Source organism: Mesorhizobium sp. M1B.F.Ca.ET.045.04.1.1 (assembly GCF_003952465.1).
GTDB classification, from domain to species: Bacteria; Pseudomonadota; Alphaproteobacteria; order Rhizobiales; family Rhizobiaceae; genus Mesorhizobium; species Mesorhizobium shonense.
On the sequence record NZ_CP034448.1, the window covers coordinates 4,378,240 to 4,397,505 of the forward strand.

Annotated in this window: 19 protein-coding genes; 11 read left to right on the top strand and 8 right to left on the bottom strand. The window is 64.1% G+C overall.

Translation table 11 applies throughout. From position 1 onward, the window contains the following. Window positions 1–3: 3 nt before the first annotated feature. The gene (locus EJ071_RS21560) at window positions 4–2,211 is read right to left on the bottom strand and encodes a TonB-dependent hemoglobin/transferrin/lactoferrin family receptor (RefSeq protein ID WP_189521151.1); all 2,208 of its coding nucleotides are present in this window, start codon (window positions 2,209–2,211) and stop codon (window positions 4–6) included. 199 nt (window positions 2,212–2,410) lie between these two features. Between EJ071_RS21560 and hemP the strand changes: the two genes are divergently transcribed. The 5 genes from hemP to EJ071_RS21585 are packed head-to-tail and all read left to right on the top strand — an operon-like array spanning window position 2,411 to window position 6,537. Further along, the gene (gene hemP, locus EJ071_RS21565) at window positions 2,411–2,617 is read left to right on the top strand and encodes a hemin uptake protein HemP (RefSeq protein ID WP_126099689.1); all 207 of its coding nucleotides are present in this window, start codon (window positions 2,411–2,413) and stop codon (window positions 2,615–2,617) included. Window positions 2,618–2,667: 50 nt separating this feature from the next. Further along, window positions 2,668–3,729: a hemin-degrading factor gene (locus tag EJ071_RS21570; protein ID WP_126099690.1), complete on the top strand. Its 1,062-nt coding sequence runs from the start codon at window positions 2,668–2,670 to the stop codon at window positions 3,727–3,729. A gap of 11 nt (window positions 3,730–3,740) precedes the next feature. Continuing rightward, complete coding sequence (locus EJ071_RS21575; protein ID WP_126099691.1) at window positions 3,741–4,634, top strand: hemin ABC transporter substrate-binding protein; 894 nt, start codon at window positions 3,741–3,743, stop codon at window positions 4,632–4,634. 6 nt (window positions 4,635–4,640) lie between these two features. Next, entirely contained in the window at window positions 4,641–5,741 is a 1,101-nt protein-coding gene (locus EJ071_RS21580) for an iron ABC transporter permease (RefSeq protein ID WP_126099692.1), read from the top strand. A gap of 7 nt (window positions 5,742–5,748) precedes the next feature. Beyond that, window positions 5,749–6,537, top strand: a complete 789-nt coding sequence (locus EJ071_RS21585; protein WP_126099693.1) for a heme ABC transporter ATP-binding protein — start codon at window positions 5,749–5,751, stop codon at window positions 6,535–6,537. A gap of 282 nt (window positions 6,538–6,819) precedes the next feature. Here the strand turns inward: EJ071_RS21585 and rirA are convergent, their stop codons facing one another. Then, window positions 6,820–7,281 (bottom strand): iron-responsive transcriptional regulator RirA, encoded by a 462-nt coding sequence (rirA, locus tag EJ071_RS21595; RefSeq protein ID WP_126099695.1) that lies wholly within the window; start codon window positions 7,279–7,281, stop codon window positions 6,820–6,822. Window positions 7,282–7,492: 211 nt separating this feature from the next. Between rirA and EJ071_RS21600 the strand changes: the two genes are divergently transcribed. The 3 genes from EJ071_RS21600 (at window position 7,493) to EJ071_RS21610 (ending at window position 9,933) form a co-directional block, all read left to right on the top strand. Beyond that, window positions 7,493–8,788: a DUF445 domain-containing protein gene (locus EJ071_RS21600; RefSeq protein ID WP_126099696.1), complete on the top strand. Its 1,296-nt coding sequence runs from the start codon at window positions 7,493–7,495 to the stop codon at window positions 8,786–8,788. Window positions 8,789–8,855: 67 nt separating this feature from the next. Continuing rightward, window positions 8,856–9,284: a phasin family protein gene (locus EJ071_RS21605; RefSeq protein ID WP_126099697.1), complete on the top strand. Its 429-nt coding sequence runs from the start codon at window positions 8,856–8,858 to the stop codon at window positions 9,282–9,284. Window positions 9,285–9,435: 151 nt separating this feature from the next. Next, entirely contained in the window at window positions 9,436–9,933 is a 498-nt protein-coding gene (locus EJ071_RS21610; protein ID WP_126099698.1) for a MaoC family dehydratase, read from the top strand. An 18-nt stretch (window positions 9,934–9,951) separates the two neighbouring features. Here EJ071_RS21610 and EJ071_RS21615 read toward each other — a convergent pair whose 3' ends face one another. Further along, a complete protein-coding gene (locus tag EJ071_RS21615; RefSeq protein ID WP_126099699.1) occupies window positions 9,952–11,352 on the bottom strand; it encodes a PLP-dependent aminotransferase family protein in 1,401 nt (466 codons plus the stop codon). A 103-nt stretch (window positions 11,353–11,455) separates the two neighbouring features. On the opposite strand from EJ071_RS21615, the gene EJ071_RS21620 reads away from it, so the two are divergent. Beyond that, entirely contained in the window at window positions 11,456–12,319 is an 864-nt protein-coding gene (locus EJ071_RS21620; RefSeq protein WP_126099700.1) for a DMT family transporter, read from the top strand. A gap of 16 nt (window positions 12,320–12,335) precedes the next feature. Here the strand turns inward: EJ071_RS21620 and EJ071_RS21625 are convergent, their stop codons facing one another. The 3 genes from EJ071_RS21625 to EJ071_RS21635 are packed head-to-tail and all read right to left on the bottom strand — an operon-like array spanning window position 12,336 to window position 14,750. Then, on the bottom strand, window positions 12,336–13,379 hold the full coding sequence (locus tag EJ071_RS21625; RefSeq protein WP_126099701.1) for a zinc-dependent alcohol dehydrogenase family protein: 1,044 nt from the start codon (window positions 13,377–13,379) through the stop codon (window positions 12,336–12,338). 18 nt (window positions 13,380–13,397) lie between these two features. Beyond that, a complete protein-coding gene (gene maiA, locus EJ071_RS21630) occupies window positions 13,398–14,048 on the bottom strand; it encodes a maleylacetoacetate isomerase (protein ID WP_126099702.1) in 651 nt (216 codons plus the stop codon). A gap of 3 nt (window positions 14,049–14,051) precedes the next feature. Then, entirely contained in the window at window positions 14,052–14,750 is a 699-nt protein-coding gene (locus EJ071_RS21635; protein ID WP_126099703.1) for a fumarylacetoacetate hydrolase family protein, read from the bottom strand. A gap of 327 nt (window positions 14,751–15,077) precedes the next feature. On the opposite strand from EJ071_RS21635, the gene EJ071_RS21640 reads away from it, so the two are divergent. Further along, window positions 15,078–15,761, top strand: a complete 684-nt coding sequence (locus EJ071_RS21640; RefSeq protein WP_126099704.1) for a response regulator transcription factor — start codon at window positions 15,078–15,080, stop codon at window positions 15,759–15,761. 179 nt (window positions 15,762–15,940) lie between these two features. Here EJ071_RS21640 and EJ071_RS21645 read toward each other — a convergent pair whose 3' ends face one another. Together EJ071_RS21645 and EJ071_RS21650 are read right to left on the bottom strand one after the other, a co-directional pair. After that, window positions 15,941–17,278 carry a hybrid sensor histidine kinase/response regulator gene (locus EJ071_RS21645; RefSeq protein WP_126099705.1) on the bottom strand — a complete coding sequence of 446 codons (1,338 nt, stop codon included), beginning with the start codon at window positions 17,276–17,278 and terminating at the stop codon, window positions 15,941–15,943. Window positions 17,279–17,284: 6 nt separating this feature from the next. Then, on the bottom strand, window positions 17,285–18,472 hold the full coding sequence (locus EJ071_RS21650) for an FIST N-terminal domain-containing protein (protein WP_245460348.1): 1,188 nt from the start codon (window positions 18,470–18,472) through the stop codon (window positions 17,285–17,287). A gap of 261 nt (window positions 18,473–18,733) precedes the next feature. Between EJ071_RS21650 and EJ071_RS21655 the strand changes: the two genes are divergently transcribed. Continuing rightward, window positions 18,734–19,234, top strand: coding sequence for a (2Fe-2S)-binding protein (locus EJ071_RS21655; protein ID WP_126099706.1), 501 nt, complete (start codon window positions 18,734–18,736; stop codon window positions 19,232–19,234). The last annotated feature ends 32 nt before the right edge of the window (window positions 19,235–19,266 follow it).

A 19,266-nucleotide genomic window follows, 5' to 3' on the forward strand; every position in this document is an offset into this window, starting at 1 on the left:
TCATCAGCCTCCAAAGCGCATGGTTGCCGCCAGCTTCAGCGTGATGCCGGGTTCATAGATGACGGCGGTCGAGCTTCCGTTGAGCGGATTGGTGTATTTGACGTCGAACAGATTGTTGGCTCGGAAGTCGACCTTGAGATTGTCGGTCGCCTGGTAGCTGGCAAAGGCATTGACCAGCGTATAATCCTTGGCGATCGGATTGCCCTTGGGCTTGCCGTTGTATTGAACTTCGCCGCCGACCGTCAGCTTGTCTTCGAGGAAGCGGAGGCCAAGCTGCGCCGTCACCTGGGAAGAGGGGATGCTGGCAAGGTCGGCCCGCTCGCCTTCATACGAGATGGTGTGGCCGTTGATGATGGAGGCCGAGAGGCCGGCATAGCCCCAGCCGGCGTCGTAGACGCTTTCCAGTTCGAAGCCGTTGATCTTGGCCTTGGCGAAATTCTGGTACTGGAAGCAGATCGGGATGCCCGGGCCGAACGGGCAGCCGCTGGTCGGGTCGAAGGCCGAGAGCGTGACGCCGTCGATATAGTCCTCGACATTGTTGTTGAAATAGGTGGCCTTGAGCCGCAGTGCGTCGCCGGCTTCGAAGATGTCGTTCTGCTTGTAGTTGATACCGAACTCGACGGTCTTGCCGGTCTCAGGCTTGAGATTGGGGTTGGGCAGGAACGGGAAGGTGACGCCGGCCGGATGGTTGCCGCTGATCAGCGTCTCCGTCAGGGAGGGCGAGCGGTAGCCTTCCGCATAGGTGCCGTAGAATTGCAGGCCTGCGAGGGCTGCGCTTTCGAAAGGCGAGACGCCGACGGTGATGCGCGGCGACAGCCGGTCACCCGATGTTTCGTGGTCGGAGTCCTTCAGGCTGTAGCTGTCGTAGCGCAGGCCGGCGATGACCTCGAGCCATTCCCAGGTCAGCTTGTCCTGGATATAGGCGCCGGAGACGTTGCGCTTGCCCGACGGCGTGTAGAAGCTGTCGCCGCCTGTCGTGCCGCCCGTCTCGACATCGTCGCCGACCCAGTCGCCGCCATAGGTCAACTCATGCGCGATGCCGGCGGTCTCGAAGCGTGACGTGTTCCAGATGTCGATGCCGGTCGTCCCGACATCGAAAGTCGACAGCGAGCCGGCCGGCAGCACAACGGGCAGGCCGGTCACCGGATCGAACCGGTTCTGCGGAACGAGCGTCGTCAGATCGAGAACTGTCTTGTTGTAGGAGGCGTTGATGTGGAGGTCGAGCCAGCTCTTGGCGTCGTCGCTGATGTTGTAGCGGGCGGTGAAGGTGTTCGACTTGAGGTCGACATCGTTGGCCGGCACGCCGCCGCTCGTCTCCGTCCATCCGTCACTGGAGCCGACCCAGCCAAGCTTAAGCTCGCTGTTCTCGCTCGGACGGATGGTGGTCTTGAGCAGCCCGCTCAGCACGTCGAAGCCGGTGCCGGCGACGGTGTCGCCGCCGCCGTTCTTGTAGTCGCCGTAGTCGCGATAGACGATGTTGCCCAGCGCGTCCCAGTTCTCGTTGAAGCGGTAGGCGCCGCTGGCGCTGGTGGTCCAGCCCTTGCCGTTGGTTTCATAGCGCCCGGTGACGGAGGCAGCCCAGCTTTCCTCAGGCTTGAGGAAGTCTTCGGCGTCCTTGGTGTCGAAGAAGACGACGCCGCCGATGGCGCCGGAGCCGTAAGTGTTGGCGACCGGGCCGCGGATCACGTCGACGGATTTGATGAGCTCGGGATCGACATAGAAGGTCGACTGCGTGCCATGGTCGGAACGCTGGAAATCCTGCCTGGCGCCGTCGACGATCACCGCGACGCGGCCGAAATCCTGCAGGCCGCGGATGTTGATGCTGGAGCTGACGCGCCGCGCGTCGGCCTGCACGGTGACACCGGGAACGCCGAGCAGCATCTCGTTCGGCGTCGTCGCCATGCGGCGCTCGAGCTGCTCTTGGTCGACGTGGCTGGCCGATGCCAGCGACTGGATCGCCGTCTCGCCGGTGCGGCTGATGACCAGGATCTTGTCGAGCAGAGTTCCTTCGGCCGCGCCCTTTTCATCGTCCTTCTTTTGATCGGCCTGCTGGCCGGTGGCCGGCTGCGCGGCCTGTTGCGCTTTCGCGGCCGGCACGCCGAGCGTGATTGCCGCTGCTCCGGCCATCGATATGGCAATGCCGCTTACCGTCGATCGGAAGCCTGGCCCCGCATCCGCCAGGCCCATCCGTCCCCAATTCACCAACCCCATGCCCTAACTCCAGATTTTCAGGCTCGATGCTGGCTGGCGCGGGGCTCGCTCGCATTTTTGATCACGACCGGCGTCTTAAATGTTGACTCATTTAGTCCGGTAATGCACTGACTAGTAAACATGACTATTCGAGTCAAGAATTGAATCGGCAATTTACGAGGCGCCTGGCCAGATGCCGGCAAGCAGAAGGAGCGACCCGATGAACACGCACAATCCCAACGACTTCCGCTATCGCGACCGCCGTTCAGACGACACGCAGATGCGCTACGAGCGGGTGCCGATGGCGGTGAGGACGCTCTCCAGCAACACGCTGTTCCAGGGCGAGCACGAGATCGGCATCGAGCATCACGGCGCGCTCTACCGGCTGAAGATCACCCGCCAGGGCAAGCTGATCCTCAACAAGTAAGCACGATCTGCAAGCGGAATAGCGCAGACAAAAGTGGGCAGGTGGACGACATGGACCAGCGCGTGAAGCCGTCGCCGGAAGAGATCCGGCGTGCACGGGAAGACAATCCGAAGCTGCGCGAGCGCGATCTCGCAGCCCAACTCGGCATTTCGGAAGCAGAGCTGGTCGCGGCGCGTTGCGGGCAAGGCGCCGTGCGCGTCGAGCCACGCGTCAACGATCTGCTGACCGGCCTCGAGGCGGTTGGCGAGGTGATGGCGCTGACCCGCAACGAAAGCGCCGTGCACGAGAAGATCGGCGTTTACGACAAGGTCGTCACCGGCAACCACAATGCCATGGTGCTCGGCGAGAACATCGACCTGCGCATCTTCCCGAAGGTGTGGGCGCATGGCTTTGCCGTCGAGAAGCGCAACGGCGGCGAGATCCGCCGCAGCCTGCAGTTCTTCGATGTAGCTGGCGAGGCGGTGCACAAGGTGCATCTGAGGCCCGCGTCCAATCTCTATGCCTACCAGAAGCTGGTGGCGAGCCTCGAATCGTCGAACCAGGAACCGACTGTCGCGATCGCTTCAAGCGTGCCGGAAGGCGAGGGGGAGAACCGGGGGTCGGTTGCCAGCATCGACGATCTGCGTGACCGTTGGAGCCGGATGACCGACGTGCATCAGTTCTTCGGCATGCTGAAGACGCTGAAGCTCAGTCGCCGCGAGGCGGTGCGCATGGTCGGGCAGGACTACGCCTGGCTGCTCGACAACGATGCCGTCAACGCCATGTTCCACCACGCTGCGGCAGGCGAGATGCCGATCATGTGCTTCGTGGGAAACCGCGGCTGCATCCAGATTCATTCGGGCCCGATCAAATCGGTGAAGCCGATGGGGCCGTGGATCAACGTGCTGGACGAGACCTTCCACCTGCATGTCAGGACCGACCAGATCCATGAAGTCTGGGCGGTGCGCAAGCCGACCAAGGACGGCCATGTCACCTCGCTCGAGGCCTATGACGCCAAGGGCGGCATGATCATCCAGTTCTTCGGCAAGCGCCGTGAAGGCGAGGGCGAGCGGGAAGACTGGCGTTTCCTCGCCGAGAACCTGCCCCGCATTCCCAACCCGACCGCTGCATGAGGCAAGGCCCAATGCGTGTTGTTTTCCGTTTCCGCCCGGCGCTTGCGCCGATGCTTGGCGTTATGCTTGCCGTGGCCATGCAGACAGCCAGGGCGGAAGAAGGCACGACCGTTTTTTCGGACACCTCGCGAATCGCCTCCATAGGCGGCTCGATCACCGAGATCGTCTATGCGCTCGGCGAGGAAGGCCGTCTCGTGGCGCGCGATTCGACCAGCAACTATCCCGAGGCGGCGGCGAAGCTGCCGGATGTCGGTTACATGCGCGCGCTGTCGCCGGAAGGCGTCCTGTCGGTCAATCCAACCGGAATCCTTGTGCTGCATGGCAGCGGCCCGAAGGAAGCGGTGGACGTGCTGAAGAAGTCGAGCGTGCCTTTCATCGAGGTGCCGGACCATTACAATCACGAGGGCATCCTCGAGAAGATCCGCATCGTCGGCAAGGCGCTGGGGGTCGAGGCCAAAGCGGAGAAGCTTGCCGCGGAGACGGATGCGAAGCTGACGGCGGCGGAAAAGCAGACGGCTGCGATCAAGGAGCGCAAGCGCGTGCTGTTCGTGCTGTCGACGCAAGGCGGCAAGATCCTTGCCGCGGGCAACGACACCGCGGCCGACGGCATCATCAAGCTTGCCGGCGCGGTCAACGCGGTCGAGGGTTTTTCCGGCTACAAGGGGATGACGGACGAGGCGATCGTCAGCGCCAAGCCGGATGTGATCCTGACGATGAAGGGCGGCGGACCGCCGATCTCGGAAGAGGAACTGTTTGCCAATCCGGCCGTCGCTTCGGCACCGGCGGGCACGAACCGCAAGATGGTCAGCATGTGGGGCGGCTATCTGCTCGGCTTCGGCCCGCGCACCGCCGAAGCCATCCACGACCTTGCGGTCGAGCTCTATGGCAATCAGGTCGCGGACTGAGCGGCGATGGCCGAACAGTCGATAGCAGGCGCGCCGAGCCGGGCGATGGCAGCCGATGGCGACCGCTCGGCGCGCGCAAGGTTTGTCATCGCGCTCTTGTGCGTGGCGCTGGCGCTGTCCGTTTTCCTGTCGCTGACGGCGGGCGCTTCCGACGCATCGGCCGTCCGCGTCATCCGCGACTGGGTCACTGGAGCCGTACCGGCGGATGCCGTGCTTGCGGCGCGCGACCAGCTCATCGTCTATGACATCCGCATGCCGCGCGTCCTGCTCGGCGTGCTGATCGGCGCCGCGCTCGCCGTTTCCGGCGCGGTGATGCAGGGCCTGTTCCGCAATCCGCTTGCCGATCCCGGCCTGATCGGCGTCTCCGCCGGATCGAGTCTCGGCGCGGTGGCGATCATCGTGCTCGGCACGACCTGGCTTGCGCCTGTCACGTTCGCCCTCGGCACGCTTGCCCTGCCGCTGGCGGCCTTCTTCGGCGGGCTGGCGGTGACGTTGCTGCTTTACGCCATCGCGACGCGCCAGGGCCGGACATCGGTCGCCACGATGTTGCTCGCCGGCCTGGCGATCGCGGCCCTTGCCATGGCGCTGACCGGCGTTCTGATCTTCATGGCCGATGACAGGCAATTGCGCGACCTCACCTTCTGGCAACTCGGCTCGCTTGCCGGCGCGACATGGCCGAAGATCGGCACGGTCGGACCGGTGATCGTGCTGGCGCTGGCGACGATGCCTTTCCTGTCGCGCGGCCTCAACGCGCTGGCGCTTGGGGACGCGACCGCGGGCCATCTCGGCATTCCGGTGCAGCGCCTGAAATACACGGCCATCGTCGGGGTTTCGGCGGCGGTCGGCGCGTCGGTCGCCGTCAGCGGCGGCATCGGCTTCATCGGCATCGTCGTGCCGCACCTGCTGCGCCTCGCGATCGGTCCGGACAACCGCTATCTTTTGCCGGCCTCGGCCTTGCTCGGTGCCTCGCTGCTGCTGCTCGCCGACGCGGTCGCCCGCACCATCGTCGCTCCGGCCGAACTGCCGATCGGCATCGTCACGGCGGTCGCCGGCGCGCCGTTCTTCCTGTGGATCCTGCTGCGCAAGCGCGGCGTCGTCGATTTGTGAGCTGTCCATGATTGAAGCGCGCGACATCTCCGTGGCGATCGGCGCCAAGCGCATCGTGTCGCAAGTCGATTTCGCGGCGCTGCCGGGCGAGATCTCTGCAATCGTCGGACCGAACGGATCCGGCAAGACGACCTTGCTCAAGGCGCTGACGGGCGAGCTTTCCTATAGCGGCACGGTTACCCTCAACGGTCGCGATCTTGCCGCGATGAAGCCGATGGATGCAGCGACGCTTCGCGCCGTGCTGCCGCAGTCGACCATGTTGTCCTTCCCGTTCACCGTGCGCGAGATCGTTCGCCTCGGTCTGATCGGCGGCCGCTCCGGCGTGCTGCCCGGCGAGGATGCGCGGCTGCCGGAGCGGGCACTGGCGCGCGTCGATCTCGAGGGCTTCGCCGGCCGTTTCTACCAGGAGCTTTCCGGAGGCGAGCAGCAGCGCGTGCAGCTTGCGCGCGTGCTCTGCCAGGTCTGGGCGCCGGTGCTGGAGGGCAGGCCGCGCTATCTCTTCCTCGACGAACCGGTTTCCAGCCTCGACGTCAAGCACCAGCTTATCATCATGAACATCGCCCGCGATTTCGCCCGCCGCGGCGGCGGCGTGGTGGCGATCCTGCACGACCTCAACCTGACAGCGATGTATGCCGACCGGATTTTCGTGCTGCACGGCGGCCAGCTGGCGGCTGCCGGCTCACCAACGGACGTACTGAACGACGAATTGATCGAGAAGGTGTTCGACTGCCGCCTCAAAGTCGGCGCCTTGCCGGCCGCAAACATGCCGTTCGTGCTGCCGCAATCTGCGGCTTAGGCCTGGCGGCGATGACGGTTTCCCGCCTTGGTCATCCACGGGTGGAGCGGGAGCGAAGCGGACGCGGAGACCCGAGGATCCATTCCGTTACATCGACCGAAGAATGCAGCGATCCAGAACGAGTGCTGGCGCTGCTGCTGCTAGTTCTGCGTCGCTGTGGGGCCGAAACGTCACGGAATGGATTCTAGGGTCTGCGCTGCGTCGCTGCGCTCCTTGCTCCGCCCTAGAATGACGAAGTCATGGGCGGCGGCGCCCCTCGAGAACCAAGCCGCCGGGGCTTGATCAAGCCGCCGGAGCGCGCTGTTCCAGCAGGTCGATACCGAGCAGGTGACGCACGTTCGGGCGCGCGGCAACGAGATCGGCGATCGTGTAGCGGGACAGCACGGCGAAGAAGGCGTTGAGTGCCTCGCGCAGCGCCGAATTCAAGGCGCAGCTGTCGACCAGCGGGCATTCGGCGGCGTCGTTCTCGAAACATTCAGCCATGGCGAAGCTCTCTTCGGTGACGCGCACGACATCGAACAGGTTGATCTGCTCGGCCGGGCGGCCGAGCCTTACGCCACCGTTCCTGCCGCGCACGGTTTCGACCAGACCGGCCTCGACCAGCGGCTGCAGGATCTTGAACAGGAACAGTTCCGAAACCGAGTAGGCGGCGGCGATCTCCGGGATGCGGCTCAGCCTGTCGGTGTTCGCGGCGCAATACATCAGGATGCGCATCGCATAGTTGGTCTGGCGCGTGAGCCGCATGGTAGTCCTCGCGAAAACATTAGCTTAGGCCGAATATGGCCCATAGTTTGGAACAATTCCAGACTGGACCGCCACATAGCTGAATAAACGTGTCAACTTTTTGTGCATGCCGACGCGCAGGGCGGCTCGATATGCCCCAATGCGCTTTGAGCGAGCGTTTCGCCGGCGCGGGCACTAGATAAGTCCGGGTGCAAAGAGGAAACGGCTTTCCATGTCACAATCAGTTCAGGTGCTCGCGCCGGTTCGATTCGACGCCGATGCGCAGGCAAAGCTCTCAGCATTGCGGCGGACCAAGTTCATCGCCGCCGCGGCGCTTGGCCTATGCATCCTGGTCTTCGCGCTCGCCAAGTCTTTCGAGGGCGATTATCCGTGGCTCGGCTTCGTCGCCGCGTTCGCCGAGGCGGCGACCATAGGCGGCCTCGCCGACTGGTATGCCGTCGTTGCGCTGTTCAGGCGGCCGCTCGGGCTGCCGATCCCGCACACCGCCATCATCCCGGAGAACCAGCACCGCATTGCCGACAATCTCGGGCGCTTCATCGAGGCCAATTTCCTGGCGCCGGAGCCGGTGCGGGAAAAACTCGCAGAGGTCGACTTTGCCGCTCTCGTCGCCGACTGGCTGGCCGACGCCGAACGGGCCGCCGGACTGTCGCGCTTCGTCGCCCGGCTGGTGCCGCAGGCACTTGCCGCGGTGGAGCAGTCCGGACTGCGCGACTTTGTCACCAGCCGCATGCTGGAGCAGGTCGAAAGGGTGCCGCTGGCACCTTTGGCCGCGGAGCTGTTGACGGCGCTCACCGACGACCGCCGCCATCAAAAGCTGTTCGACGAGTTCACCAGGGTGGTCGGTCGTTTCCTGAACGACGAGAAGGCGCTGGCGACGATGCGCGAAAAGATCCGCGAGGAGCTGCCGTCGCTCTTCAACCTGTTTCGCGCCGACGCCTATCTCTTGAAGAAGATCGTCGCCTCCGCCGGGTCACTGCTCGATGAGGTGCGGGCCGATCCCAATCATCCAATGCGCGCCGAATTCGACCGTTTCGCGCTCGCCTTCATCGAGCGGCTCAGGACATCCAAGCAATATGCAAGGCGCGCCGAGAAGCTGAAGCGCGATTTCCTCGGCCGGCCGGAGGTTCAGGCGCTGGCCGGCGACACGTGGGCGAGCCTGCGCCTGTTCATCGAGCAGGACGCCAACGCGCCGAATTCGATGATCCGCGAGCACCTTGCCAACATGTTCGTCGAGGTCGGGAGGCATCTGGCCGACGATGCGCAGATCAGAGCCGACATGAACCAAGGCTTCGTTGTGGCGCTCGCTTCCTTCGTCGAGAGCCAGAAGAGCGGTGTGTCCAAATTCATCGCCGACCAGGTCAAGCGCTGGGACCTGGCTCAGTTGACGCGGCTGATCGAGGCGAACATCGGCAAGGACCTGCAATATATCCGCTTCAACGGCATGGTGATCGGCGGCCTGGCCGGCTTGGTACTTTATACCGCCGAGAGGCTGTTTCTCCTCAATTGACGCGGGCCGGGCGCGCACTATTCTCCCTAGCGGGCGCCGCAAAAGCGGCGGATCGGGAGGCGACGACATGGCAAGACAACCGGAATCCGATTCTTTCCTGGACATGTTCAGCAGGTTCGGCCGCGACCTGAAGCTGCCGAAGGTCGACGTCCAGGCGATCCTCGATCATCACCGCAAGAATCTCGAGGCTCTGGAAAAGTCGGCCAGGGCAAGTGCTGCCGGCGCGTCCTCCGTTCTGTCGAGGCAGCACGAGATGGTGGAGGAGGCGCTCGGCGAAATCACCCGGATGGCGCAGAACTACCAAGCCCCGGGCAATCCGTCGGAGTTGATGACAAAGCAAGTGGAATTCGCCAGGAAATCCTTCGAGACAACGCTGAAGAATGCCGGCGAGGTCGCTGACTTGGTCCGGAAATCCGGCACCGAATCGGTCGAAATCCTGCGTGACAGGATCAAGGACGCGATGGCGGAAATCCGCGCCGGCTACGACAGGAATTGAACTAGCGCGCGGCTCCGCGTTCCCTGCCTGCCGTAAAACCGTCAACTCTAAGAGTGAAATCGCGTCCAAGAGCGAAATCGTGGGGCCGTGAATTGACAGGAGCCGCCGGTTCATGGTCGGGAGTCTGGCAGAAGCCACCGGGAAAGCAGGAATGACGGAAAATCGGCCGAGAACGCCGCCGACCTTCGAACAGTTGCGGACAATGGCCGGCCAGGAGATCGGCGTGTCGGAGTGGACGACGGTCGACCAGCAGCGCATCGACCAGTTCGCCGAATGCACGGGCGACCATCAGTGGATCCATGTCGATCCCGAGCGGGCGAAGCGGCAGAGCCCGTTCCGCACCACGATCGCGCATGGCTATCTGACGTTGTCGATCATCGGCGCGCTGGCGCTGGAGATGGGCATCGTGCCGGAAAACACGCAAGCCGCCTTCAATTATGGGTTCGATAAGGTGCGCTTCCTGGCGCCGGTGAAGTCCGGCGCGCGCATCAGGCTGCGCACGACGCTGCTTTCCATGGAAGACCGCGGCCCCGGCCAATATCTGATGAAGGCGGCGAATACCGTCGAGATCGAAGGCGAGCAGAAGCCGGCGCTGACCGCCGAGACGCTGGTGATGATGTATGAGCGCCGCAAGCGGGCAGCAACTTGAGCGGCAGGCCGCACTCTCTCACTTTGCCATCGCTTTTTCGAGCACCCTGAAGATGCGCTCATCCTCGCATTGGGCAACATTGAAGCGCATGAACCGGCCGGCGGTATGTGACAGGCTGAAGGCATTGCCGGGCGCCAGCACGACATTGTCGGCCAGCGCGTGGCGGGCAACATCGGCGGCATCGATGTTTTCCGGCAGGCGGCACCACAGGAACATGCCATTCGGTTGGTCGATCCAGGGCACGATGTCCATCGCCTTCAGCCTGCCGGCGGTCTCGGCCATGGCGCGTGCCAGGCGGGCGCGCAACTGCTCGACATGCTTGCGGTAGCTGCCGTCCTTGAGCAGGGTCAGCACCAGTTCCGAGGCGAGGCGCCCGCCACCGAAAGTGGTGGCGATCTTGAGGTCGGTCAGCCCTTCCATCCGGTCGCGGGGCGCGGCGACAAAGCCGCACCGCACCGAGGCTGACAACGTCTTCGAAAAAGAACCGATCTGGATGACGCGGCCGAGCCCGTCGAATGCCGCCAGCCGCGGCGCCGGCGTGTGCTCGAAATCGGCAAAGATGTCGTCTTCGATGATGGCGAGATCGGATTGGTCGGCGAGCTTCAGCAGCCTGTGGGCAACGACCGGCGAAAGCACCGCGCCGGTTGGGTTGTGAAGCGCCGAATTGGTGATGTAGAGGCGCGGCCGGTGCTCGGCGAGCGCCTGCGCGAACAGGTCGATATCAGGCCCCGACGGCGTCATAGGGACACCGACGGCCTTTGCCCGGTGGGCGCGCAGCAGCGCGTGGAAATTGAAGTAGCAGGGGTCGTCGACCAGCACGGTATCGCCCGGCTCGAGCAGGAAACGGCATAGAAGGTCGATCGCCTGGGTGCCGGATTCGGTGAGCATGATCTGATCCGGCGAAGCCTCGACGCCATGCGCCGACAGGCGGCGGGCGAGAAGTTGCCGCAGCGCCGGCAGGCCGAGCGGCGTGCCGTAGTCGGCAAGCGTCGCGTCGTCGGCGCGCGCGGCACTGCGCAAGGAGCGGCGCAAGGCGGCCTGGGGCATCCATGAAGCCGGCAGCCAGCCGCAGCCCGGTTTCAGCATCTCTTCGCCCGCTTCCAGCGACTGCCGCGAGACCCACAGCGGATCGACGGCGCGGTCGAGCCGCGGACCGATTTCAGACAGCGACAGCGGCGCGATCGGGCCGGCGGCGAAGAAACCTGATCCAGGCCGCGAGCGGATCGTGCCTTCAGCGGCAAGCCGTTCATAGGCCTCCACCACCGTCGACTTCGATACCTGCATGGTGCCGGCGAAGGCGCGGATCGAGGGCAGGCGGGCGCCTGGCGTCAGGATACGCGCGGCCATCCGCTGCCGGATTGCCGCCATGACCGTCTCGACGAGCGTTCCGCCGCCGGCATTCGGGTCGGGCGTGTCCATCTGTACTCCCCTGAAGACCATTACAGTTTTGCAGAATTGTACTCCATTGTCTCTGGCGACACCATGCCCTGCGCCGGTACGGAAGCGCAAACGGAGCAGATGGATGGATAAGGGTCTGAGCGGCTGGCTCAACGGCTTTATCGGGGTGCTGATCTTCAGCGGCTCGCTGCCGGCGACGCGTGTGGCGGTGATGGATTTCGACCCGACCTTCCTGACCGCGGCCCGAGCCGCCATCGCCGGCCTGCTCGGGATCGCGATGCTGCTCCTGTTCCGCGAGAAGCGCCCCGAGCGAGCGGACCTAGTTTCGCTGGTTATCGTTGCGCTGGGCGTGGTGGTCGGCTTTCCGCTGCTGACGGCGTTGGCGCTCAAACATGTCGCCGCGGCGCATTCCATCATCTTTGTCGGCCTGCTGCCGCTGGCGACAGCGGTCTTCGGTGTGCTGCGCGGCGGCGACCGACCGCGCCCGGCCTTCTGGCTGTTTTCGTGCCTGGGCAGCGCGCTTGTTGCGGGTTTTGCCCTGACGCAAGGCGTCACCGCATCACCGGTCGGCGACAGCTTGATGCTCGCCGCCATCATCGCCTGCGGGCTGGGCTACGCCGAGGGGGCGGCGCTGTCGCGCAAGCTTGGCGGCTGGCAAGTGATCTGCTGGGCGCTGGCGCTGTCGCTGCCGGTCATGCTGGCGCTGACCTTTGTAACGCTGCCGCCGTCCTTCACGAGCGTCGGCTCCGGCGCATGGATCGGCCTTACCTATGTCTCGCTGTTCAGCATGCTGATCGGCTTCGTGTTCTGGTATCGGGGCCTCTCGCAAGGTGGCATTGCGGCCGTGGGGCAATTGCAGCTTTTGCAGCCTTTCTTCGGCCTGGCGCTCGCGGCGAGCCTGCTGCACGAGCAGGTCAGCCCGCTGATGGTGATCGTCACGCTCGGCGTGGTGGCGTGCGTGTTCGGGGCGAAGAAATTTGCGCGGTAGGCGACAGCGCCAGCTTCTACTGGAACTTCGTCACCACGCCGATGCCGATGCCCTCGAATCCTCCCATCGCCATAAGTGCGGCCGGCGCTTCCTCGAGGCTGATTCTCTTGCCGACCAGAAGCTCAGGCTTCAGCTTGCCGGTGCGGATCATTTCCATCATCGCGGTATAGCGGTAGGCCTGCATGCCGTGGCTGCCCAGGATTTCGAGCTCGAAGGCGATCACCTTGTCCATCGGCACCTGCGGGCGGGCGTGCTCGCCCAGCATCAGCCCGACCTGAACGTGGCGGCCGCGCCGGCGCAGGTTGGCGATCGAGTTGAACGAGGTGGTCGGGTGGCCGAGCGCGTCCATCGACATATGCGCGCCGCCATTGGTGATCTGCTTGACCGCCTTGACCACATTCGGCGTCGTCGAGGCGTTGATGGTCGCCACCGCGCCAATCTTTTTGGCAAACTCCAGCTTCTCGTCGGTCAAGTCGATGGCGATGACATTGGCGCCCATGGCGCTGGCGATCATGATCGCCGAGAGGCCGACGCCGCCGCAGCCATGCACCGCCACCCATTCGCCCGGTGTCACCCGACCCTGGTCGACAATGGCGCGGAAGGAAGTGACGAAACGGCAGCCGAGGCTGGCGGCGGTGGCGAATTCCATCTCCTCGGGCAGGCGCACCAGATTGGTGTCGGCATGCTCGATGCCGACATATTCGGCGAACGAGCCCCAGCCGGTGAAGCCAGGCTGGGACTGGTGCTCGCAGATCTGATGGTTGCCGGAGGTGCATTCGAAGCAGCGGCCGCAGCCGACGGCAAAGGGCACGGTGACGCGGTCGCCAGCCTTCCAGCGGCTCACCTGCTTGCCGGCGGCAACGACGACGCCGGCCAGCTCGTGGCCGGGAACATGCGGCAGCGTGATGCCGTCGTCATGGCCCATCCAGCCATGCCAGTCGCTGCGGCAAAGGCCGGTCGCCTCGACCTTGATGACGACGCCATCCGCCGCCGGCTTCGGATCGGGCACGGTCTGGATCGTCGGCACTTCGCCGAATTTTTCGAAGACGACAGCTTTCATGGGAAGTCCTTCAGCAGGTTATTCGGCATCGATCTGGTTCTGGGGCGCCGCCTTCTGAAACGCCGGCAGCGCCATGCAGGCGGCGTGGATGCGCGAGATTACCGGATAGGGCGCCATGTCGACGCCAAAGCGGGCGTTGTTGGTGACCTGGGCGGCGAGGCAGATGTCGGCCAGCCCGGGCGTTTCGCTGTGGCAGAAAATGCCGGTCTCAGGCGACGAAGCCAGAATCTTCTCAAGCGGCTGGAAACCCTCGTTCACCCAGTGCCGGAACCAGTTGACGACATCCTCGTCGCCGGCGCCGAAAAGCGTGCGCAGCGAGGTCAGCACGCGCAGATTGTTCACCGGATGGATGTCGCAGGCGATCATCTGCGCCAGCATCCTGACGTGCGCGCGCCCCAGCGCATCCTTGGGCAGCAGCGGCGGTTCGGGCGCGATCTCGTCGAGATATTCGACGATTGCCAGCGATTGCGTCAGAAGGGTGCCGTCGTCCAGCACCAGCGCCGGCACCAGCCCTTGCGGGTTGACCGCGAGGTAGGCGGGCTCGAGATGCTCGCCATGGCGCAGATGATGCGGCACGTAGGTATAGCTCAGCCCCTTCATCTCCAGCGCGATCCGCACCCTATAAGAGGTGGAGGAGCGATAGTAGTTGTGGAGGACGAGGTCGCTCATCGCTTACGATCTCGGCTGGCCGATCGTGATTTCAATGGTGCCGACACCATCGACGCCGCCGGTGATTCTGTCGCCGGCCTGAACCGCGCCGACGCCGGCCGGCGTGCCGGTGAAGATCAGGTCGCCCGGCTGAAGCCCTACGGCCTCGCTGCAGATCGAGACGACATCGGCGACCGGCCAGATCAGCTCGGCGAGATCGCCATCCTGTTTTACGTCACCGTTGACGGCGAGCCAGATGCGGCCCTTTTCGGGATGGCCTGACTTTGCGACCGGAAGCAGCGGGCCGCAGGGCGCTGAGCGGTCGAATGCCTTCGACCAGTCCCACGGCCGCGCCGCCTTCTTGGCCTGGTCCTGCAGGTCGCGGCGGGTGAGGTCGACGCCGACGCCATAGCCCCAGACATGGGCAAGCGCCTCGGCACGGGGAATGCGGAATCCGGCCTCGCCGATCGCGACGACCAGCTCGACCTCATGGTGGAGATTTGAGGTCAAAGGCGGGTAAGGGATCTCGGCGCCGCTGTCGACCACGGCGTCGGCCGGCTTGGTGAAGAAGAAGGGCGGGTCGCGCTCGTCATTGCCGAGCTCGCGCGCGTGTGCGGCGTAATTGCGGCCGACGCAGAAGATGCGGCGCACGGCAAACCGCTCCGCCGAGCCGGCGACGGCAACCGAAGCGATCGCTGGCGGCGGAAGGACGAAGTCTGGCATGGGCTTTCTCTGCGTTGGCATGAATCTGCCCGCGCACATTCGGCCGATTTCGACGAGCGAGCAAGGCACTACAGCACCGCGCCTCCTTTCGGATGCGCAAAGGACGCTGTAGCACTTTGATTTGGCGCATGATCCTTTCCGAACCGAAGGTCAGCGAAGCAAAAATCGATTCCGATTTTCGGGGTCATGCGCTAAGCCTCGGAAACCATTGGCCCTGTCGTGTTGCAGACACCGCAACTTTCGGCGATGTACTATTTGGCAATAATCTGGCCATGGTCACGGGACTATCCTGTGCCTGAAAACCGAACCGATGTCCGAACCTATAAAATGACCGCCGTCAGCGATCGCGCCCGCTTCCTGATCATCGACGACCACCCGCTGTTTCGCGAGGCGCTGCACAGCGCCGTGCAGATGGCCTACCCGGATGTCGACACGGTCGAGGCGCGGTCGATCGCCGAGGCGATCGAACTTCTGGCCGACGCAAAGCCGTTCGATCTGGCGCTGCTCGATCTCAGCATGCCTGACGTGCATGGCTTCGAGGGACTGCTGCAGCTCAGGACCCGCTATCCGCGGCTGCCGGTGGTGATCGTGTCGGGCTATGAGGAGCCGAAGATCATTTCCGAGGCGCTGTCCTACGGCGCCGCCGGCTTCATCCCGAAATCGGCGCGCAAGAGCGATCTCGCCGCCGCCATCCGTTCGGTTATGGACGGCGCTGTCTATGTGCCGGAAAACTACGAGGGCCAGCCGCCGGACGCCGACAGCACCGACCGCGCCGACATGGTGCAGCGCCTGGCCAGGCTGACGCCGCAACAGCTGAGAGTGCTGCAAATGCTGCGCCAGGGCATGCTCAACAAGCAGATCGCCTATGAGCTGCAGGTGGGCGAGACCACCGTGAAAGCGCACGTCTCGGAGATCCTGCGCAAGCTCAACGTCTATAGCCGGACGCAAGCCGTGATCGAGGTTTCGAAGCTGGACAATGCGGAGCTGTTTCGGGATCAGGCGGGGTTTTGAGGGACAGTCCTAAAGCGCGTCGCGATCTTTCAGATTCACTCCGTGCGCTTTGAGTCTTTGTTTTGGATGAATGTCGTTGCCCCAGAACCGCGGCACACTTCTGGGCGACATGCATTAGGTTTTTGATTTTACGCATGTCTTTGTCCCGAAACCGGTTCCCACGTTCGGGAGCCATGCCTTTAAGCCAGCAGATGCGCCAGCAGCGCGCGCAATTGCGCGGGCTTCAGCGGCTTGCGCATCAGCTCGATGCCGGCGGCGCGGGCGGCCTTGGCGACGAGCTCGGAGCCGTCGGCGGTGACGATCAGCGCCGGCACCGGGCGGCCGAGATAATCGCGCACTTCAGCGATGGTCGTCGTGCCGAGATCGCCGTCGTCGAGATGCTGGTCGGCGATGATGATGTCCGGCACCCAGGCGGTGTCTCCAAGCAGGTCGAGCGCATCGTCGGTCGAAGTGGCGGCGCGCACCAGGCATTGCCAGCGCTCGAGCAGCGAGGTCATGGCGCTCAGCACGTCGACATCGTTTTCGACCAGCAGCACCCTGGTGCCGAACAGGCCGTAGCCGCGCGGCCGGTCCAGGTCGGTGGCGGTCGCCGCCGGTTCAGCCGCCGCCATGCCGACCGGCACGTCGATGTGAAAAATCGTGCCGCGCGCGACCTTCGAGGAAAAGGTCACGGGGTGGCCGAGCGCGGCCGCCATGCGGCGCACGATGGCGAGGCCAAGGCCCAATCCGCCGGCCAGCCCGGCATCGACAAGGGTCGAGGTGCCGCGATGGAACTCCTCGAACACCGCCTCGCGCTGGTCGTCGGGGATGCCGCAGCCGGTATCGGCGACGTCGATGCGGATGGTGTCGCCGCGATGCCTGGTGCCGACCAGAACGCCGCCTGAGCGGGTGTAGCGCAGCGCATTGGAGAGGATGTTCTGCAGGATGCGGCGCAGCAGCGTGCGGTCGGAGCGCACAACCACGTTCACCGGCCGGAATTTCAGCGACAGGCCTTTCATCTGCGCCTCGGGCAGGAAATCCGAGCGCAGCGAGGAGAACAGGGTCTCCAGGCTGACGTCGACGATCTCCGGCTGCACCACACCGGCGTCGAGCTTCGAGATGTCCAGCAGGGTGCGCAGCAAGTCTTCCATCGTCTCCAGCGAGCGCTCGACCTGGCGGACAAGCTTTTTTCCTTCCTCGCTGGTTTGCACTTCGGCCAGCGCCGAGACCGACAGATGCGCGGCATTGAGCGGCTGCAGCACGTCGTGGCTGGCAGCGGCGAGGAACCTGGTCTTGGAAAGATTCGCCAGCTCGGCGTTTTCTTTTGCCGCGCTGAGCTCGATGTTCGACCGCTCGAGCCGGCGCAGCGTCGTATGCAACTCCTCGGTGCGTGTGCGCACCTGGTTCTCCAGCGAGATCGCGGTCTGGAACAAAGAGAAGGCGTTGACCTGCTGGTCCATCGAGCGTTCGACGCGGCTAACGAGCGCGGCGTTGATTTTCTTCAGCTTCTCGAGGTCGTCGATATCACGAAGCGGCATGGCAGTTCACTCGGCCGCCCGACGCTCACCGAAGGCGATGCCGGTGAAGGTCTGATTGAGATGCATCGAGCGGTACTGCTCGCCATAAGTGCCGAAACCGATGACGTTGCTGGTCCGATAGAGCTCGGAAATATCGCGGAAGACCTGGCGGTTGCGCGCGTCGAGCCGGCGCAGCACGCAGTCAAAGCCGAGCACCATGTCGATACCGCCGAGCTTGCGCTCGACATCCAGCAGGGCAGCGCGCGTAGCCTCGACCATGTTCTTGGGCTGAGCGATGGACAGAACGACGCCGTCGTCAATGGCGCAGTAGAAGGACAGCGAGCCGTCGGCATGCATGCGCTGGATCGAGCGGCAATAATATTCGCCGCCAACCTTCACCACGACAGGATGGGACGCGAAGCTTAAGGGTGTCAGCGCCTGCGGCACCATGCCGACGGAGGCGGCGTATTCCTCCGCAGCGTTGGTGGCGTTGAATTCGCGTACGATTCGATGATCGGGATCGGACGCCGTCACCACCAGCTTCTCGTCGGTGGGGATGAAATTGTCGGTCTTGAAGACATGGAAGGGGATCTCGGTCGCGACCAGCACGACGATGGCGCTGTCGGAAGCGACCTTGCCATTCGAGATCAGCCTTGTCGTTTCGAATTTCAGGTCGTCGCCCGCCGACCCGCCGATCAGCGGAATGTCATCCAGTCCCCAGTGGATGGCCGAGGTGACCGCTTCCTCGGCATATGAGAGCCCATCGATGAAGCAGAGCGCGAACACGCTTTTGGCCCGCTCCTGGCCGACGCGGCCGCGCAGCAGGCGCCTCAGCGCGGCGACCTCGCCGGTGATACTGTCCATGCCGGAGGAAGAGATGTCCTCGACCATAGTGCTGACGACGGAGAACGAGGCGGAAGGCAAAAGCAGGGCAAGGATATGTCCTTCCTCGAGCCCTTGCGGAGTGATCTCGCCTGCGGTCGAGCAGCCGGCATAGTCGAGCGACGGCGCGTGCAGCTTCAGTGCCTGCGCAAGTGCCGCCGCGTCGACGAGGCTTTGGGAGAAGAAGAGCAGCGCGAAGCCGGCATCGACGGCTGCCGCTTCGGCCGCGATGGCCCTGGCAAAAGCATCTGGGTCGGGCTCATCCGTGGTGAGCGCCGAGAGGCCGCATGCATAGCGCGTGCTCGAACTGGCCAGCTTGCCTTCTCCTCCAATTCCTCCGACGCTGTCTTTATGCGTGTCTTTTTTATGCGTGCCAGGCACGCGCGCGTCGAAGGCATCTTTGCCTTCAATCCCGGTTTTGGCAATGGGCCGGTTGCTGCGCCGCACAGCGCTTTTGCCATGACCGAAAGTACAATGGAAGGTGCGCTGGCAGCGCTGTTTTGCCCGTTGTACGGTACGAAAATAGCGCACTGCCGAAGCACAAGCACGGCATCGGCAACGCGATGAACCAAGGTAGTACCCAGGGGAGGTTGCATGTCGGACGTGTCGTTGACGGTGAATGGCAGACGGGTCAGCGGGAGCGTCGAAGACCGAACGCTGCTCGTGCATTTCCTACGGGAACATCTCGGCCTCACGGGTACCCATGTCGGCTGCGACACCTCGCAATGCGGCGCCTGCGTCGTGCATGTCGACGGCAGGGCCGTGAAATCCTGCACGATGCTCGCCGTGCAGGCCTCTGGATCGACCATCGTCACCATTGAGGGGCTGGCGAACGGTGCCGATCTGCATCCGGTGCAGGCGGCATTCAAGGAGCATCACGGGCTGCAATGCGGCTTCTGCACGCCGGGCATGATCATGGCGGCGACCGATATGATCGCGCATCATCCGGAAGGCCTCGACGAGGCCACCGTGCGCGCCGAACTCGACGGCAATATCTGCCGCTGCACCGGCTACCACAATATCGTCAAGGCGATCCTTGCCGCATCGCAAGCGATGGCGAAGGGGTCGAGGAGTAAAGCTAGGCAAGCGGCGTGAGACTGAGCGAGTAGCGAATAGGGAGTAGCGAA

Bases quoted from the DNA above. Each gene is read 5' to 3' on its own strand.
- EJ071_RS21615 (WP_126099699.1), bottom strand. From the start codon at position 11,352: ATGGACACGCCCGACCCGAATGCCGGCGGCGGAACGCTCGTCGAGACG.
- EJ071_RS21585 (WP_126099693.1), top strand. From the start codon at position 5,749: ATGATTGAAGCGCGCGACATCTCCGTGGCGATCGGCGCCAAGCGCATC.
- maiA (WP_126099702.1), bottom strand. From the start codon at position 14,048: ATGAGCGACCTCGTCCTCCACAACTACTATCGCTCCTCCACCTCTTAT.
- EJ071_RS21620 (WP_126099700.1), top strand. From the start codon at position 11,456: ATGGATAAGGGTCTGAGCGGCTGGCTCAACGGCTTTATCGGGGTGCTG.
- hemP (WP_126099689.1), top strand. From the start codon at position 2,411: ATGAACACGCACAATCCCAACGACTTCCGCTATCGCGACCGCCGTTCA.
- EJ071_RS21645 (WP_126099705.1), bottom strand. From the start codon at position 17,278: ATGCCGCTTCGTGATATCGACGACCTCGAGAAGCTGAAGAAAATCAAC.
- EJ071_RS21575 (WP_126099691.1), top strand. From the start codon at position 3,741: ATGCGTGTTGTTTTCCGTTTCCGCCCGGCGCTTGCGCCGATGCTTGGC.
- EJ071_RS21625 (WP_126099701.1), bottom strand. From the start codon at position 13,379: ATGAAAGCTGTCGTCTTCGAAAAATTCGGCGAAGTGCCGACGATCCAG.
- rirA (WP_126099695.1), bottom strand. From the start codon at position 7,281: ATGCGGCTCACGCGCCAGACCAACTATGCGATGCGCATCCTGATGTAT.
- EJ071_RS21580 (WP_126099692.1), top strand. From the start codon at position 4,641: ATGGCCGAACAGTCGATAGCAGGCGCGCCGAGCCGGGCGATGGCAGCC.
- EJ071_RS21560 (WP_189521151.1), bottom strand. From the start codon at position 2,211: ATGGGGTTGGTGAATTGGGGACGGATGGGCCTGGCGGATGCGGGGCCA.
- EJ071_RS21635 (WP_126099703.1), bottom strand. From the start codon at position 14,750: ATGCCAGACTTCGTCCTTCCGCCGCCAGCGATCGCTTCGGTTGCCGTC.
- EJ071_RS21610 (WP_126099698.1), top strand. From the start codon at position 9,436: ATGACGGAAAATCGGCCGAGAACGCCGCCGACCTTCGAACAGTTGCGG.
- EJ071_RS21600 (WP_126099696.1), top strand. From the start codon at position 7,493: ATGTCACAATCAGTTCAGGTGCTCGCGCCGGTTCGATTCGACGCCGAT.
- EJ071_RS21655 (WP_126099706.1), top strand. From the start codon at position 18,734: ATGTCGGACGTGTCGTTGACGGTGAATGGCAGACGGGTCAGCGGGAGC.
- EJ071_RS21640 (WP_126099704.1), top strand. From the start codon at position 15,078: ATGACCGCCGTCAGCGATCGCGCCCGCTTCCTGATCATCGACGACCAC.
- EJ071_RS21570 (WP_126099690.1), top strand. From the start codon at position 2,668: ATGGACCAGCGCGTGAAGCCGTCGCCGGAAGAGATCCGGCGTGCACGG.
- EJ071_RS21605 (WP_126099697.1), top strand. From the start codon at position 8,856: ATGGCAAGACAACCGGAATCCGATTCTTTCCTGGACATGTTCAGCAGG.